At 47.6% G+C, this 17,228-nt stretch carries 10 protein-coding genes and 1 pseudogene; 7 read left to right on the top strand and 4 right to left on the bottom strand.

Annotated elements, in window-relative coordinates:
- Positions 1-683: 683 nt before the first annotated feature.
- The 4 genes from HMPREF1546_RS02010 (at position 684) to HMPREF1546_RS02025 (ending at position 7,585) form a co-directional block, all read left to right on the top strand.
- Positions 684-1,826 (top strand): exonuclease SbcCD subunit D, encoded by a 1,143-nt coding sequence (locus HMPREF1546_RS02010; RefSeq protein WP_036629744.1) that lies wholly within the window; start codon positions 684-686, stop codon positions 1,824-1,826.
- Positions 1,823-5,116: an AAA family ATPase gene (locus HMPREF1546_RS02015; protein ID WP_021748292.1), complete on the top strand. Its 3,294-nt coding sequence runs from the start codon at positions 1,823-1,825 to the stop codon at positions 5,114-5,116. Before HMPREF1546_RS02010 ends, HMPREF1546_RS02015 begins: the two co-directional genes overlap by 4 nt.
- 373 nt (positions 5,117-5,489) lie before the next feature.
- On the top strand, positions 5,490-6,941 hold the full coding sequence (locus HMPREF1546_RS02020) for a reverse transcriptase/maturase family protein (protein ID WP_036629743.1): 1,452 nt from the start codon (positions 5,490-5,492) through the stop codon (positions 6,939-6,941).
- Between the two features lie 17 nt (positions 6,942-6,958).
- Positions 6,959-7,585 carry an SLATT domain-containing protein gene (locus HMPREF1546_RS02025; RefSeq protein ID WP_021748290.1) on the top strand — a complete coding sequence of 209 codons (627 nt, stop codon included), beginning with the start codon at positions 6,959-6,961 and terminating at the stop codon, positions 7,583-7,585.
- Between the two features lie 864 nt (positions 7,586-8,449).
- On the opposite strand, the gene HMPREF1546_RS02030 is transcribed toward HMPREF1546_RS02025, so the two are convergent.
- Complete coding sequence (locus HMPREF1546_RS02030) at positions 8,450-9,124, bottom strand: alpha/beta hydrolase (RefSeq protein ID WP_083490941.1); 675 nt, start codon at positions 9,122-9,124, stop codon at positions 8,450-8,452.
- Between the two features lie 226 nt (positions 9,125-9,350).
- On the opposite strand from HMPREF1546_RS02030, the gene HMPREF1546_RS02035 reads away from it, so the two are divergent.
- Positions 9,351-12,506: a DUF3427 domain-containing protein gene (locus HMPREF1546_RS02035; protein WP_021748288.1), complete on the top strand. Its 3,156-nt coding sequence runs from the start codon at positions 9,351-9,353 to the stop codon at positions 12,504-12,506.
- A pseudogene (locus HMPREF1546_RS19485) lies at positions 12,507-12,617 on the top strand (8-oxo-dGTP diphosphatase MutT); the annotation flags it as partial.
- Positions 12,618-13,353: 736 nt separating this feature from the next.
- Here HMPREF1546_RS19485 and HMPREF1546_RS02040 read toward each other — a convergent pair.
- From HMPREF1546_RS02040 to HMPREF1546_RS02045, 3 genes are read right to left on the bottom strand one after another with little or no spacing between them, the layout of a single operon-like run.
- Complete coding sequence (locus HMPREF1546_RS02040) at positions 13,354-14,511, bottom strand: hypothetical protein (RefSeq protein ID WP_021748283.1); 1,158 nt, start codon at positions 14,509-14,511, stop codon at positions 13,354-13,356.
- A gap of 11 nt (positions 14,512-14,522) precedes the next feature.
- Positions 14,523-15,575, bottom strand: a complete 1,053-nt coding sequence (locus HMPREF1546_RS18030) for a site-specific DNA-methyltransferase (RefSeq protein ID WP_021748282.1) — start codon at positions 15,573-15,575, stop codon at positions 14,523-14,525.
- Positions 15,553-16,377 (bottom strand): helix-turn-helix domain-containing protein, encoded by an 825-nt coding sequence (locus HMPREF1546_RS02045; RefSeq protein WP_021748281.1) that lies wholly within the window; start codon positions 16,375-16,377, stop codon positions 15,553-15,555. The genes HMPREF1546_RS18030 and HMPREF1546_RS02045 overlap by 23 nt, the downstream gene beginning before the upstream one ends.
- 464 nt (positions 16,378-16,841) lie before the next feature.
- Here HMPREF1546_RS02045 and HMPREF1546_RS18040 point away from each other — a divergent pair.
- A partial coding sequence (locus HMPREF1546_RS18040) for a cysteine-rich VLP domain-containing protein (protein WP_021751632.1) occupies positions 16,842-17,228 on the top strand: 387 nt, incomplete at its 3' end.

Genomic DNA, 17,228 nt, shown 5'->3' on the forward strand with positions numbered 1-17,228 from the left:
GGGCGCGAATCCTGCCGTTTATACGTTTTGCGTTTTGATTTTGCCCTGTTTGTATTTATTGAGTGACTATAGAGCCTCTATAATAGGAGAGCCAGAAGCCATTGTGCCACAATGGCTTCTGGCATAAAATGACCCAACCTAAACTGAACAATGACATCTCTTTGTTCAGTTTAGGTTGGGTCATTCACCTTTGGCCCGAGATGGGAGACTCGAACTCCCGGCCTGATGGTCCCAAAGAGATTCTCGGCATTTTTTGTGGTTGTTTATAGTGGTTTATAGTCATTTCCGCTCCAAAACAATTACTTTTTAACGCTCTTGTTTCCGCTGTTTTCGTGTGCTCCGACGCTGTCTGTGGTCTTACATGTGGTCAGAGGGCCCTTCTTGACCAGGTGCCGTTACCTGGTTAGAAGGGCTCTTTTCCCTGTTTGTATTTGGGGTATTGTACCTTCGATGAGACCAAGAAGCAAGGTATTTTTTCAAGCCAGGCGTATCAATTTTTAACACGCCTATACAAAGAATAACTCCTGCGAAGTCACCTGATTTCACCGGAGGTGTTTTACCTTGCTATAGATTTGCTGATTCAGTATAATGGAAAAAACTACATATCAATTACTCGGCTTTGGCCCGACCAATACGATGTGATAGTCATGGTTCCGAACACTGATGCTTTAGGGGGTATTTCGATGAAATTCATTCACCTCTCTGACCTGCATTTAGGTAAGCGGGTCAATGAGTTTTCCATGCTTGAGGATCAACAATACATCCTCACAGAGATCCTCCATATCATTGATACAGAGAAACCGGACGGGGTCCTAATTGCTGGAGATGTCTATGACAAGTCGGTGCCTTCCGCTGAGGCAATAGCTCTATTGGATGACTTTCTGGTGCGAATGTCCAAACGAAACCTTCGACTCTTCCTGATCAGCGGCAACCATGATTCTCCGGAGCGCATGGCCTTTGGTGGCCGGCTGATGGAGAGTAGCGGCGTCTATCTGGCTCCAGTTTATGACGGCAAGGTTACTCCCATTACGCTCATCGACGAATATGGTCCAGTAAAAGTTTATCTTTTGCCCTTTGTGAAACCGGCCCATGTACGCCGCTGCTTCCCCGAACAGGAGATTTCCACCTATACGGACGCCCTGTGTGTGGCCATTGAGGCCATGAATGTGGACCAAGTAGAAAGAAACGTATTGGTCACCCACCAGTTCGTTACCGGCGCCACCCGGTGCGACTCGGAGGAGTTGTCCGTGGGCGGGACAGACAATGTGGATGTGTCTGTCTTTGAGCACTTCGACTATGTGGCTCTGGGCCACATCCACGGCCCCCAACAGGTGAGCCGGGAGACGGTGCGCTACTGCGGCACTCCTCTGAAATACTCCTTTTCGGAGGCGGGACATCAGAAGTCTGTAACAGTGGTGGAGCTGGGGACGAAGGGAGCCGTATCCGTCCGCACGGTGCCCCTTGTTCCCCGGCGGGATATGGTTGAACTGCGTGGTACCTATGAGGAACTGACCTTCCGCGGTTTCTATGAGGGGACAAGCTACCAAGAGGACTATATCCACATAACTCTCACAGATGAGGAGGACATTCCGGATGCTGTGCGTAAACTCCAGATCATCTATCCCTACCTGATGAAGCTGGACTATGACAACAAACGTACCCGTGCGGGAATCTGTCTGGATGGAGCGGAAGACGCAGAGCACAAATCACCTCTGGAGCTGCTGGAGGAATTTTATACGCGACAGAATGGACAGCCTATGGGCGAGGAACAACATGCTTTCGCCCGGATGTGGATGGAGCAAATTTGGGAGGAGGGTGAGGAATGAGACCACTGAAATTGACTGTATCCGCCTTTGGGCCTTATGCAGGGACGGTGGCCATTGATCTGGAACAGCTGGGTGAGCAGGGGCTCTACTTGATCACTGGGGACACCGGTGCGGGTAAGACTACCATCTTCGATGCTATCACCTATGCCCTCTACGGAGAACCCAGCGGAGATGACCGGGACCCATCTATGTTTCGCTCCAAATATGCCAAGCCTGAAACACCCACCCAGGTGGAATTGGTATTCTCCTACGGTGGAAAAACCTATACCGTCCGCCGGAATCCGGAGTATGAGCGTCCCGCAAAAAAGGGTAGCGGTACGACAATCCAGAAAGCAGATGCGGAGTTGCATCTCCCAGACGGCCGTCTGATTACCAAAGCCCGAGAGGTCACACGGGAGATTACCGGAATCATCGGCCTCAACCGCAGCCAGTTTTCTCAGATCGCCATGATTGCGCAGGGAGATTTCCGCAAGCTACTGCAGGCTGATACCAAAAGTCGTCAGGAGATCTTCCGGGAAATTTTCAAGACCCGGTATTACATGGTGTTTCAGGAAAAAGTAAAGGGCCAGGCCATTGAACTTCAGCGGGACTGCCAAGCTGCTCGGGCCAGCGTGCAGCAGTACATCAGTGGCGTAGTCTGTCAAGAAGATGATCTGTTGCGGCCCAACCTGCTGAAAGCTCAGTCAGGAGATCTTCCCCTTCAGGAAACCGTTGAGCTGATCCAGCGTTTGATCGATCAGGATCAGGAGGCCGAAGGAGCCTGTCAGAAGGATTTGGACCGTCTAGACTGCACACTAAAAGAGACCTCCACCCTGCTGGGGAAGGCTCAGGAAGCTCAAAAGGTCAGAGAAAAGTTGGAGCAGGATCGCAAAGAGCGGGAAACGCTGGCATTGCAGACGGAGGCGGCGCAGAAAGCCCTGGATGCGGAGCAAGAAAAGGTGCCCCGTCAGGAATCCCTGAGGAAAGAACTGGCCGCTTTGGAGGCGGAACTGCCCCGGTATCAGGAACTGTCCAATCAGGAGGCGGTTCTGACTGCCTTGGTGGAGAGCATTGGGTCATTGGAGAAAACATGCAGCCAGCAGGCAGAGGAGCAAACTGAAAAGGAAGGCTTACTGGGAAAGTGGAAACAAGAACTGGATGGGCTGGCCTTGGTGGATGCAGAGCAGGAACGCCTGCTACGTGAGCGAGATCAGGCCGAAGGCCGCCAAGCCGTACTGGCCGCTTTGAAATCCCAGATCGAGCAATGGCAGGTATGCCTTCAGAAGATCAATACTGAGCAGCATCAACATGAGGAACTGATCCAAAAACAGACGGAATTGGCCGCCCGATTGGCCGAAGAAAGGGAGCGCCTGCGGGCCAACCAGGAGACGTTCCAGGCCTCTGCCGGGCTTTCCGAAGAAAAATTGGAACTCCTCCATCGCCAGGATCAGGCTCAGAAGAGACAACAGGCTTTGGCTGATCTGCTATGTGAACTGGACAAATACAACGAAGAGGAAACCTCTTTGCAAGTAGCCCAGTCGGACTACGAACAGGCCAGAGAGCGGTCCGAACAGTTGGAGGAAACTTACCGATGGAAAAATCGCGCTTTTTTAGACGAACAGGCCGGCCTGTTAGCTCAGTCGCTGGCGGAAGGCCAGCCCTGCCCGGTGTGCGGCTCTCTCCATCATCCTACCCCCGCCCAGCTGTCCGGTGATGCCCCTACCGAGGCGGAATTGGAGGAAGCCAAGGCCGCATGGGAAGAGGCGCAGCAGAAAACACAGGATACTAGCATGGCTGCCGGAAAGCAACGGGCTACCCTCGAAGAGCAGGAAAAACAGTTGATTCGGGCAATGACAGATTATATTGATTCGCCGGTTCTGAGCAGAGCCCGCGAACAACTTGTCGCCTGTCAGACGTATGGGGCGAAAGAACTGGCCCGGCTGCACCAGGTGCTGTTGGAGAAGGAGGCCCAACTCACCCATCGTGCAGAACTGGAACAGGAAATTGCCCGCCAAGCAGAGTATCTGACAGAGTTGGAAGAGCAAGCAGCGGAAATGAAAGAAAGCATCAAGCGGACTGAGGTCTCTCAGGGTACGCTAGACGGACAGCGAGCGCAGTTGGAGGACAACCTTCATCGGGAACTATTAGCCCATTTACAGGCTTGCTCTCTGGAAGACGCTCCTGAGGCAATTACCCAGGCTATATCTGAGGTGACGGAGAAAATCGCACAAATGGCGAAACTGGAGCAAGAATTTGGGGACAAACTACAAAAAAAGCAGAAGTTGAATCAGAAGATCCCTCTGGTTGAACAGGAACTGCGGATGTTGGAGGACTCCGCCAAAAAACAAAGTGAAGACCTGGCAGGTACCAGAAGTCGGCAGGCGGAACTGTCCGGACAGATTCAAACACTGCGTGACCGACTACCTTTCCCGGATCAGGCTAGTGCCCAGCAGAAAATTTCTTCATTGCAGGAGGAACTTTGGACACTTGCTGATGCGTTGGAACAAGCCCGCAGAACAGCCGAAGACCGGCAGAAGAAGTTAGCCGCTGCCGATGCTGCAATCAGGGAACAGGAGGATTTTCTAAAAAGCGCACAGACAGCGGATATGGAGGTATTGCAGCAGAAAAGCGACGAACTGACCCGGCAGCGTGCGGAGATAAGTGAGGCGCAGAAAACCATCCATACCCGCCTGGTTACCAACCAGACCGCACTACAAAACATCTGTGAGAAAGCGACGGACCTGGAACAGTCGGAAAAACAGTACAAGTGGCTGCAGGTGCTCTCGGATACCGTGAACGGACGGCTGCGGGACCGGGAAAAAATCGCTCTGGAGACCTACATCCAGATGACCTTCTTTGACCGCATCATCCAGCGGGCCAATCTCCGGCTGCTGGTCATGTCCGGCGGCCAATATGAGCTCAAGCGCCGGATGGAGGCGGACAATAACCGCAGCCAGAGCGGCCTGGAACTAGATGTTATCGACCACTACAATGGCTCCGAGCGCAGCGTGAAATCTCTCTCCGGCGGCGAATCTTTCAAGGCATCCCTTTCTCTAGCCCTTGGACTTTCTGATGAAGTGCAGTCCGCCGCGGGGGGAATTCGACTGGACACCATGTTTGTGGATGAGGGATTCGGCTCCCTAGATGAGGAGTCCCTTGCCCAAGCCATCCGGGCCCTCACGGGTCTTACGGAAGGAAAACGTCTGGTAGGCATTATCTCCCATGTGACGGAACTGAAAGAAAAAATAGAGAAGCAGATCGTTGTAACGAAGGAGAAAACCGGAGGCAGCCGGGTAGAGATCATAGTGTAATAGCTCACGTGTGTCTCAAAACACTTTTTGTGCAAAGGAGCAGTTTCCATTTGTTTGTTTTTTACAGGAAACTGCTCCTTAATTTTGTACTGGCACATGAAGAAAACTTTAGGCAGATATGCTTGTGTTAAATTAATCTGTCACAAATATTTCAAATAGTCTGGTACAAGCATGTTCTATAAAAATATTTTTCTGCGCAATCGGACAAAACATTTATAGACTTTCGTGGAAATTTTGATAGAATTATAAGTGAAGCAGGGGAGATCTTGCAGTTGGAAAGACCAACTGAGTTATGGCCTTACACTTTACATAGACTGGGGAGAAACCGGTGTTATCGATCGTATATACCCCTGCTTCTTTTTTGGAGGTTATTATGGAGTTCGTTGATATTTTCGATACCGATGTTCCCGCGAAAGTTTTAGCCGAGCACTGCAGCCGCTCAAAGCCCGGTGCAGATAAAATTAGTTACAAAAGTTTTAAAACTCACTTTCCTCAGGAAATCGGAGAAATCAAGACTCGTATTTCAAACAATAAATATAAGTTTACCCGTTTTGAAATAATGCTTAAAGCAAAAAAGCATTATAAATTGCCTCGTCTAATTTTTAAATCCTCTATTAGAGATCGACTTGTAGCAAAATTGATGTCTGAGTATTTGTATCAATATTATGATGAAAGAGGGTATTCCCCCACAAAAACCCGTGATGGTGTACTTTCTATAATCCACGGTGCAATTAATGAACAATTATCTTCTGGCAACTTTAAGTATAATTATTTTTTAAGACTTGATATTAGTAATTATTTTGATTCTATTAATAGGCAGTTGCTTATTTCTCAGCTCGAGAAAGACGGCTTAGATGAACATTTTATTTTTCTTATAAAAAAACTGTTCTATACAATGGATTTATCAATAGATGTTCCTAATGGAAAAGGCGTTCCCCAAGGTATTTCTGTTTCTTCTATATTGGCGGAACGATATCTAAAAGAACTTGATGAGAAATATTGCAGCTCATTTTTTAAGGGTTTTGTTTGCTTTATTAGATATGTTGATGACATCCTCATATTGACCTCAGACGAAAATACACACAACTATATAAGAAAAGAGACGATATTCAATCTTCAATCTACGTATGGATTAGTGATCAACCCAGATAAAATTTCAGAAGGAGATCTCAACAAAGATTCAGTAGATTTTTTAGGTACAAGCATAAACGGCCGTAATATTTGTATTTCTGCAGCACAGTTAGCGCGAGTCAAAGCACAGTTAGACGAACTTTTTATGTGGTATAGACGCGTATCTAAAACACGAAACCATCCTCTATACGCAAAAAAAGACCGTGCGCTTAAAGCTCTAACAGAAAGGCTTAATTTACTCATAACAGGTTACATCTACCAGAATCCTGCTAAAGATAAGAAAGGTAGATACGGCTGGATTCAAACATCTCTACCTCGCCAAATTGACAACATCGATTCTCTAAAAATATTAGATAGGTATGTCTCATGCCTTATTCATACTCATATTCAAGACATTGAGCAGCGAAAAATTATTTTTCAGAATTGCAAATCATTTTTTATGGCATTTTGTAAGAGTAAATTTACAGAAAATGAGGATGGCTATATTCTTGATAGAGAAAAAGTGTCACAGAATAAAGATGTTATGTATGAAATTACCTGCAATTTAAGCGTCGTTGATTTAAAATATGGTTTAGGTGACCAATACAATAAAAAACTATTTGAAGATAGCGTTGGTGAAAGTTTGTACCGTCATTTCTGTAAATCACTTTATATTGCAAATCGTGATTTAACTACTGATATTCTTTATTGGTAATAAAAAGAGGAATTGAAATGGATGACAAAATTAAAGAAGTTAATTTATTAAATGCTATCCAGCGTGACATTGAAGTAACTTCATCAAATTATGCACAGATGTATGAACGGTTGCATTTGAGAGACTGTGCCTCAAAGTTTTTTGTTACATACTATAGTGTTTTCGCAATTTTATTTAGTTTGACACCATTCTTCTTTGGAGAACAAATTAAATATCGAGCATTGTTTGATTTTCTTACTGTAAGTATGTCAATTGTTGTTTTGGTTGCCTCACTATTAATATCGTTTGCAAAGTATTCTGAACGTGCCCTAAACGCAGTAAAAGCATTAGATGACTTAAAACGACTAAAGAAAGAACTTTTCAAATATAATGATGCTGACTTGTGGAAAGATGAATGTAAGATATACGATGCCTATGTAAAAAGATACCATCAAATTGTTGATTGTATGGAACTTCGCACTGAGATGGACTATTATCGTAGTTGCAAAAAACTTTCCAACAAAGAGGGGTTTAAAGATAGGTGGGAAAACCTTTCGTGGTATAATAAAATTTTTGCAAATTTGGCACGAATCTTTGATTATATTGAATATTTGATTTTGTTTCTGTTTCCTTTTGCTGCATTTATAGGTGCTTTTAATAGATAACTCTATTTTACAATAATGAAAAGCGTTTAATTGCTCCTTATTTACCTAAAAGATAGTAAATAATATACAGTAAGACTAAATCCTGTGTACTATTTTTAACTGTATAGAAACGATCGACCTATGCTTTTAGATCGTAAAATATACTGAAAAAATGTTTAACGAGATTTAAATTTTCAAAACACAATTTGGGGATGCGTTAAGCATATCACTTTTTAATATACAATAAACAAAGACATAGGCGCTATAATGCATATTTAAAAATAGGCCTTTGAACCAACAAACCGAGAGATACGGGCTATAAACAAATCCTAATGCTCAAAAATCCAATTATTATAAGAGAAATAAAAGCATTTAACACTAATTTTTCAAATCTTTCTCACGTTAGTGTCTTCTTCAGAAGAATTTCTTCCTCCACTTGTGATGGTCTATTTTTATAAAAGTATATAACTATTTTCCAAGCTTTAAGAGAGTTGTCCGCGCTTTGAGAGGTTATTGGTAATCTTTTCACGATTATTCGTTTCTGATTCCTAAAATGATCCCAAACGGTTGAACCAAATTTTTTCTGGTGATTTTAAATAGTTTTTAACCATTTCCGCTACATTCCACTCACTCTTTGCCGCTCTTAATTCCACTGTTTCCGAGTGCTCCGGCGCTGTCTGTGGTCAAACATGTGGTCAAAGAGCCCTTCTCGACCAGGTGCGGTATCCGCTGCCGCCGCCTGTCCAGAAGGGCTCTTTTTCATGTTTAAGTTTGGGGTATTGTACCTCTGCCGGGGCAGAGAAGCAAGAAGTATTTTCAAGTCAGGCGTATCAATTTTTAACACGCCTATACAAAGAATACAGCCTGGCGGGAGGAGGGCCTAACTCACCTGCTTAGGAGCCAACAAAGGCCGTCAACTGTGCGTTCCACAGCTTGGTTATAGTGATTGCCTGGATTCAGCTGGAACGCTGTGTCAATGCCCTTGCCTCGATAGAAGGCGTGAATCTCCTCTGTGTTCTGTCGAACATTTCGCAGAACCTGGTTTCGAGTTTTGCTCTCCTTGTCACCCAGGGAGAAATACATGCAGTCCGGCCAGCGCTTTGGCTCATGTGAGAAGATATACTCCTTCATCCCTGGAAACCAGAGAGAGCCAGACATGCTACCAACCCGTGAAAAGAGATCTGTCCGGTAGATGGCATACAAAGCAAACAGCCCTGCCAGAGAGTACCCAGCAATCCCTCGCCAACGAGGGACTCCGTTAATCTTCTTCTCTGCCGCTGGAATAATCTCCTCGGTGAGGAGACGCAGATATTCGTCCGCACCACCAGTGCAGGGCTCAGCATTTTTGAAAGCAGGTGGACTGTCCCAGGGCACCATGTCGTGGTTCCAGTCCAGATCACTGATGGATACCAAAGTAAACGGTGGACAACCAGCAGCCTGTGCGGCCTCATAGACCTTCTGACCCTCGTCAGAGAAGGTGTTGAGATAGACAATAGGCGCAGTTGCTTCAAGACTTGGGAAAATGGATATCGTTTTGCCCTTTGTTGATAAAGTGTACATATCTTGAATCATCCGCTTTCTATTTTGACAGATGGTGTCCTGCAGAATAATCCTGCTTATTGGACAAATATAATGCTAAACTGATTTCCAATGAAGAGAAACAAGATATATCAAAGCTGAATAGCTTTGTTGATATTTGCCAATAAGTCCTTGTCGGATTTTGGAATTCCAGTTATACTAAATATAATATACATCCACACAGAGAAGATAGGAAGAGTGAAATATAATGCTGCCTCCCGGCCTCTATGAACAAGTTATCAATACCGCCCTGAACCGCGAGCTCTTGGAGATCCCAGACGCCCGCAAATCGGTTGCGCCCATTGACAAGGCGGAGGCCTCCAAAGTGCTGGCGCAGTACCTGGCGGATGTGGTGCAAAAGGGCCTGGAGAACGTGCTGGACAACGGCGGGGACATCTCTGCACAGATCGACCTCGTCAACCAGATCGTAGACCTCATCCAAAACACAACCCAAGAAGCTGACTTTGCTGCGCTGAGCGTTGAAGCGCGGGCTGGGCAGCTTCTTGCGCTTTTACGGGAGCAGGATCCCCGGCTGGCGGTTGGCAAAACAGCTGCTGATCTGAGTCGGCCGGAGTCCTCCATTGCCCAGAGCTGCCTGTTTACCGGAGCTATCCATGAGCCCCAGATGTATACGGAGCTCAAAAAGGAGATCGTCTCTGCCGACCGCATCGATATGTTGGTATCCTTTATCAAGTGGAGCGGCTTGCGGCTCCTGATAGATGAACTGCGGGAGTTCACCCAAAACGGAGGGGAACTGCGGATCATTACCACCTCCTACATGGGGGCCACCGATGTGAAAGCCATTGAGGAGTTGCGGGCCCTGCCCAACACCAAAATCAAGGTCAGCTACGACACCAAGCGCACCCGCCTCCACGCCAAGACCTATGTATTTTACCGGAATACCGGCTTCACCACCGCCTATGTGGGCTCCTCCAACCTGTCCAACGCCGCCATCTCCAGCGGTTTGGAGTGGAACGTGAAGGTGACCCGCCGGGATCTGCCGGAGACTATTGATAAGATTGCCGCCACCTTCGAGAGCTACTGGAATTCCAACGAGTTTGAGTACTATTCCGAGGATCAGAAGGAGCGGCTGGCTCGGGCGTTAAAAGCGGAAAAATACTTCGACGCCAATAACGCTGAAGTCTATACCATGGATATCGCGCCATACTCCTACCAGCAGGAGATCCTGGACAAGCTGGAGGCCGAGCGCACCGTCCGGGGCTATACCCGCAATCTGGTGGTGGCCGCCACCGGTACTGGCAAGACGGTGATCTCCGCTCTGGACTATAAGCGATTTTGTAAGCAACACCCCGGAAAGCCCTGCCGGCTGCTCTTTGTGGCTCACCGGGAGGAGATTTTACGGCAGAGCCTGTACACCTTCCGAGCGGTTCTGAAGAACGCCAACTTCGGAGAGCTGTTTGTGGGCAGCTACCGGCCGGAGGACATTGAACACCTGTTTTTGTCCATTCAGACCTTCAACTCCCAGGATTTCTCCGCCAAAACCGCTCCGAATTTTTACGACTACATTGTGGTGGACGAGTTCCACCACGCGGCAGCGCCTACCTATCAGAAGCTGCTGTCCTACTATCAGTCCCAGATCCTCCTGGGTCTGACCGCCACCCCGGAGCGCATGGACGGCAAGAGCGTGCTGCCTTACTTCAACAACCGGATTGCTGCGGAGATCCGGCTGCCGGAGGCCATCGACCGCAAACTGCTGTGTCCCTTCCAGTATTTCGGCGTCACCGACACGGTGGATCTGAACATCCTGAAATGGAGCGCCGGCGGTTATGATAAAAATGAGCTGTCCGATCTCTACACTCTCAGCGGCACCGTTGCCAACCGCCGCGCCGATCTGGTGGTGTCCTCCCTTCTCAAATATGTAACCGACATCGACGAGGTCAAGGGGCTGGGCTTCTGCGTGTCCATTGAGTATGCGGAGTTCATGTGTCACTATTTCAACAACCATGGAATTCCCTCCATCTTCCTGACCGGAAAATCCTCCGATGAGGAGAGAAAAACCGCCAAAGGGAAGCTGGTTGGTGGCGAGGTTCGCTTCATCTTTGTGGTAGACATCTACAACGAGGGCGTGGACATCCCAGAGGTCAATACGGTGCTGTTCCTGCGCCCCACCGAGTCCCTGACCATCTTCCTTCAGCAGATGGGGCGTGGCCTGCGGCTTACGGAGGGCAAGGAATGCCTGACTGTGCTGGACTTTATCGGCCAGGCCAACAAGCGATATAACTTTGAGGATAAGTTTGCTGCCCTGCTGTCCAATACCACTCGCAGCGTGACCCGGGAGATCAAGGACGGGTTTGTCTCCGCGCCCAAGGGCTGCTATATCCAGTTGGAGAAGAAGGCTGCCAAGTACATTCTGGATAACATCCGTGCCTCCTACGGCAATACCGCCGGTCTGGTATCCAGAGCGGCCAGCTTTGCGGAGGACAGTGGTTTGGATCTGACTCTGGCAAACTTCCTGGACTATTATCATTTGGACCCCAGGACAATCTACAAGTTTTCCTCGTTCTCCCGCATCTGTGCCCGGGCGGATGTGATCGAGGATTTCAGCGAACCACTGGAGGAAGTCCTTACAAAAGCCTTGAGCCGGCTGGCCGTTGTGGACTTCCGGCGCTGGATCCGCTTTTTGTTGGATCTGCTGCCCCGCCTGGACGATGCGGACTTTGCGACGCTGAGTGAACTGGAGCAGCGGATGCTCCAGATGTTCTATGTGACCGTCTGGGGCAAGGCGGCAGAGAGCTGGACATCCAATGAGGTGCAAGACAACCTGTATGCCCTCTCAGATAGTCCCGTGCTCCTGGACGAGCTTCTGGAACTGCTTCGATACCGGTATGAGCAGATCGACTTCATTGATGAGCCGGTGGAGCTGGGCTTTGACTGCCCGTTGGACCTCCACTGCACCTATACTCGGGACCAGTTGCTGGTGGCGCTGGATTTCATGAAGCCTGCCACTGTCCGCGAGGGTGTGAAGTGGCTGCCGGAGAAGCATCTGGATGTGTTCTTTGTGACGCTGAATAAGGCGGATAAGGACTACTCGCCCACCACCATGTATCACGATTACTCCATCAACGAGAACCTGTTCCACTGGCAGAGTCAGAGTACCACAGCGGCAGACTCTCCCACTGGGCAGCGGTACATTCATCACCGGGAGCACGGGAGCAAGGTGCTGCTGTTTGTCCGGGAGTTCAAGGCAGACCGGATCACAGGAAGCGCTGCGGCCTATACCTTCCTGGGCACAGCAAACTATGTGAAGCATGACGGAAGCAGATCCATGAATATCACCTGGCAGCTGGATCGACCGATTCCGGCGAAGTTTTTGAAGAAGACAAACAAATTGGTGGTGGGATAAATGACAGAGGTAGTAGCAGCCCTGATCTGGGATCAGGACAAATTTATGATTTGTCAGCGCCCGGCCCATAAGGCCAGAGGACTTCTTTGGGAGTTCGTTGGAGGAAAGGTTAGGTCAGTTTACAAGGAACTACACGCAGACCGTGAAACGGGCTGCTGACAACAAACGGCGGTATGCTCCCGGAGAGGGCAGCATACCGCCTGTTTTGTTGTCTGGGGTTTCCAAAGGGGTGCCCCCTTTGGCACACGACTTTGCTTGCAAAGTGTAGTGTGTTATACCTGCTGGCGTGGCTGACGGGGGAAACGGGGGCGATGCTTTATGCGCCCCCCGTTTGCTCCGGCAGGAAAACAGGCTGAATTTTTGCGAATGGGAATGAGCGAAAAATCGGGCTGTTTTCAGAGAACGGCGGCAGGTATATGAAAGCCCCCGTCCCCCGCCCCACGCTCCGACTTGTGGACAAAGTGTCCCGAAGTTGTGGCCACACTCCCGGAAAAGTAGCAGGACAGCGGGCAACCGTCAAGGCTGAAATGAACGGGTTTGCACCCGGCCTTGACCGCCGCCCGCCGTCCCGCTGAATGGGTAGACAAGGCGTCCAATCCCTCAAAGTGCTTGGCCGCTCTCCATCTGATTTTGGGGCTTTCTTTTCCCAAAATTGAAATGGGCGGGAAAGCCATTTTGGGGCTTTCCCGCCTTGATTGCCCATCAGCAAAGACAGGCGGGACTGTCAACGGCGGCGCATGAAATACGCCGTTCATCTTGACCGTTGACTGGCTGGACTGTCTTTGTTATTTGCAAAAATAAACCGACTATGCACTGATTGTGTTAATCAAGGACTCGAGTCCACAAATCAACAGTTCAAGCAATCAGTAATAAAGTCCTGCGAGTCTTTGTAATCAATTTCAAAATCAAAATCTTCTACAATAGTTTCCAGTGCCCTCCCCTCGTATTGAGTTACGCCACGGGAATTTCGCCCTGCCCAGTGTTTAATAATTCTTGTACATGACAGGAGCTGACGATTGAACATTGAGCACAGCCGAGTTTGAATTGTTCTATTTTTATCAATCGTAACAACATAAATTAAGTACACGCTTTTTTCTTCGGAAAGGAACGAGAGCAATTTGTCAATGTTATAACCTTTCGGGTTGCTAGATAAGAACAAAACTTTTGTCTTAATATCTGTTTCAGTAAGGTAACGCTCGAACTCTCGTTCATAGTCGCCCAGTTCATCGGCAGTAAAAATTTCGGGGAGCGGTTGTCTTGTACGCAGGCAACGCATCAGAGTTTCTTTCAAATCATCTTCAGCAGTAATCAGGTATTCGATGATTCGTCCACGCAAATTAACGTTATCAATAAAAGCTGCGATTGCGATTTCTGATTCTACTGCACGAACGCGATTATTCAAATCGTCGTTCAATATTCCGTATTCCTCAGAACGCAAAAATGAAATTGCTCGGTCAACAGATTCTCTAATACATTCAACCTGAGATTCGGTAGGCATAAATCTTCTTCCAGTGGGAGCGATATTATTTGTTGCTTCTACCAAACGGTCAAGGTTTTCTTCAAAGGTGTAATTTTCGTGAGAGTTATACAGAAATTCAAAATTAGCGGGAATGTTTTCAACACCTTCAAACTCTCTCATAATGTCACTTCCGTTGAAACTACCCTTGATATTATCTCGGCGCAACTCCTGCGAAGAATGACTGATTTTTCTGAGGAATGTGGTGTTTGCCAGCATCAAGTAGTTACGAGCCGGCGTTACCAAGCAAACGATAAACGGAATATCATCATATCTATGGAGCGCAGATAATGCCAAAACGGTGTTGCCAAAACTCCTAGATGCTGCTTTGCAAAATCTAATTGCAAACCAATCACAGTAATATACGCTTCGTTCTTTCACAAGGTCAAATGCGTCTTGCACTTCATTCTGTAAACGGCTCTTATCCGTGTTACCATCTCTGGCTGAAATAAAGTCAACTAATTTCTCAATAATTTCTCTATTGTACATTGCTAAACCTCTCAAAAATCAAACAAAGTTTTTTGGGTAGTCTCTGATTCGATTATCGTGACTTGTCCTTCTGCCTTGCGTTTGCGCCTTCTTTTTGATTTGGTATCTTTTGTTCCACTCTGAGTTGCGTTTTGCTCAGGCAAAGAGTTGCGCTCCCAAAAAACTCCATTAACATATCCTTGAATTTCCGGATTGCTTTCGGCCATCTCAAGGCGTTGCTCTGCCCACACACAGTATTGTGCTTCTACCTCAATTCCAATGTAATGGCGGTTAAGTTTTTTTGCCACAACGCTCGTCGTACCAGACCCCAAGAATGGATCAAATACAGTATCTTTTTCAGAAGAACTTGCAAGCATAATTTTGGCAATCAACTTCTCCGATTTTTGTGTAGGATGTGCGGTGTTTTCTGCCATAGACCAAAAAGGAATAGTAATATCGTCCCAGAAGTTTGAAGGACAAGTATCACGGTAATTGCCGTTTTCAGTTTCAGTCCAATCTTTTGGCATTCCATCTACACGATAAGGAGCAATAACCCTTTTTCGTATTTTAACAGCGTCGAGATTGAACACATAATCGTTACTATTTGTTGCAAACCAAATATCTTCCATTCCGTTTTTCCAATTTGCTTTTGCACCGCGTCCTTTTTCACGCTGCCATGTAATGCGATTTCTGACATGGAAAAACTCACTCAATACTTTACCAACAATCAGGCTTGTTTCCCAATCACAACAGACATAAATTGAACCATCGTCTTTTAGCAATGGTTTAATTGCATTTAGCCATTGCCGGGTATATCCCTCATAATCAGCGTCTTTTTTCTTTGCAAATGTCGTTCCATTAAAAGATTTTGTGAGATTATAAGGGGGGTCAGCAATTATTAAATCTATGCTTTTAGCAGGTAACAATGAGCAGACATCAAACATATTACCAAGAACAGTTTTGTCCAAAACTCTACTAAGGTCTGTCTGTTTTTGTGTAACTGTGATGCAGCGATTGAGGTAAAGCTGCCCCTCGCTTAATGGGGTATCAATGGTTTTATTTCTACCAGCTTTTACTGTTGCCATAATATTCTCCTTTACTTGTTATGACTTTTTTCATCAACTGCCGAAACTGACCAATAGTTTCTTCATCCATCAGAACAAACTGTCCAACTTGTCCTGCAACCATCGCCGTTACATCGTCAATGGAAAGCGGTTTTTCTTTCTGCTCCGTCAGTGCGTCCCGCATGGTCTGAAACATGGCGGCGGTCACAGCTTCCCCCGGCTGTTCTCCGCTTTCCATGTCTTTTTTAATATCCCGCAGGATAGTAAGGAACACGCTTTTGATTTTCTCAATCTCTGCTTCGTGTTCGCCTATCTTCTGAGCGTTCAAAAGTTGTAAATCCTGTTTTGCTTCTGTCCTGTGTTCCGGGTGTTCTTTCATCAGGTCGGGCAGGGAAGCCGTTGCTATCTCGATAAGCTGGTTTCTTGCTGTTATCCCCTTTGCCGCCGTGTCCTGAAAATAAATCCGTATTAAATCCATCAGCTTGGGGAAATTTTTGTGTTCTAATAAACGGTTGAGGATTTGCACATCAACGGCACCCGTCACAAGCCCCCTCACGGCTCCCTCGGACAAGCCTAATTCAGAAATATCATAGCTTTTGCGGACGCTCACGGTGGATAAGCCCAGTATGTAGTCTGTCGATACCTTAAATTCCTTTGCCACGCCCATGAGAATATCACTGCTGACCGTTCTCGTTTCGCCGCTGACAATTCGGCTCAACTGAGAAGCAGAAACGCCTATCTTCTCCGCAAGTTCCTTTTGTGTGATGTGGTTTCCGTTACATAAATCGGAAATCCGCTGTCCGGGTGTTCCGGGTAAAGCCATAGACACGCACCTCCTCCGCATACTTCCATTATACAGCAAAATTGCAAAAATACAATTTTCAAAATGTAAACTTCATCAAAATGCAATTCTCGCAAAATTCCGGGGATTGCATTTTTTTCGTGTAGACTTAAGTTAGTTCATCGATGGACAGCACCTTGAAAACAGAATGACCGTCCGAAAAGGAATATCCGGCGATGGAAGCACCGCAAGGAGCCGACTTCTGGACAAAGTGTCCAGAGGCGGCTTCGGGCCACAATGACCTGAAGCTGTGGGGAGCGTGCCAACGCCGGAACACGCCGCAACTGTCGGGGTCCCCGCAAAGCCGCATGGCTTTGTGGGGAGAGGAGGAGCAGCGGAGCGAGTGAGTTTTGCCGCTTGCAGCGAAACGAACGATACGCAGCTTGTGACGACGAGGCAGGAAGCCTTTTCGGGGAGAACGGCAAAAGCGAAAAACGGAGGGACGCATGAAAAGCAACCCATATAAAAATTTACCGCCGTTGGAGCGTAAGCCGGACGGCACGCCCTACCGCATGACCCCGGCGCAGAGGAAACGGGCAAATGCCCTTATTCGCCGGGAGTGCTGCAACTGCGAGGGCGGCAACTGTATTGCCCTTGATAATGGCGATACCTGCATTTGTCCCCAGTCCATTTCCTATACCGTCTGCTGTAAGTGGTTCCGCTGGGCGGTCTTGCCGCTGGACAAGGCATTGGAAGCGGAGATTTACCGGGGCATGGACTTGAAGCGGTGCGCCGTCTGCGGGGCGGCTTTCGTCCCACGCTCCAACCGGGGGAAATACTGCCCGGACTGCGCCGCTAAAGTTCACAGGCGGCAGAAAACAGAAAGTGAACGG

This window comes from Oscillibacter sp. KLE 1745 (assembly GCF_000469445.2).
GTDB lineage: Bacteria > Bacillota > Clostridia > Oscillospirales > Oscillospiraceae > Oscillibacter > Oscillibacter welbionis.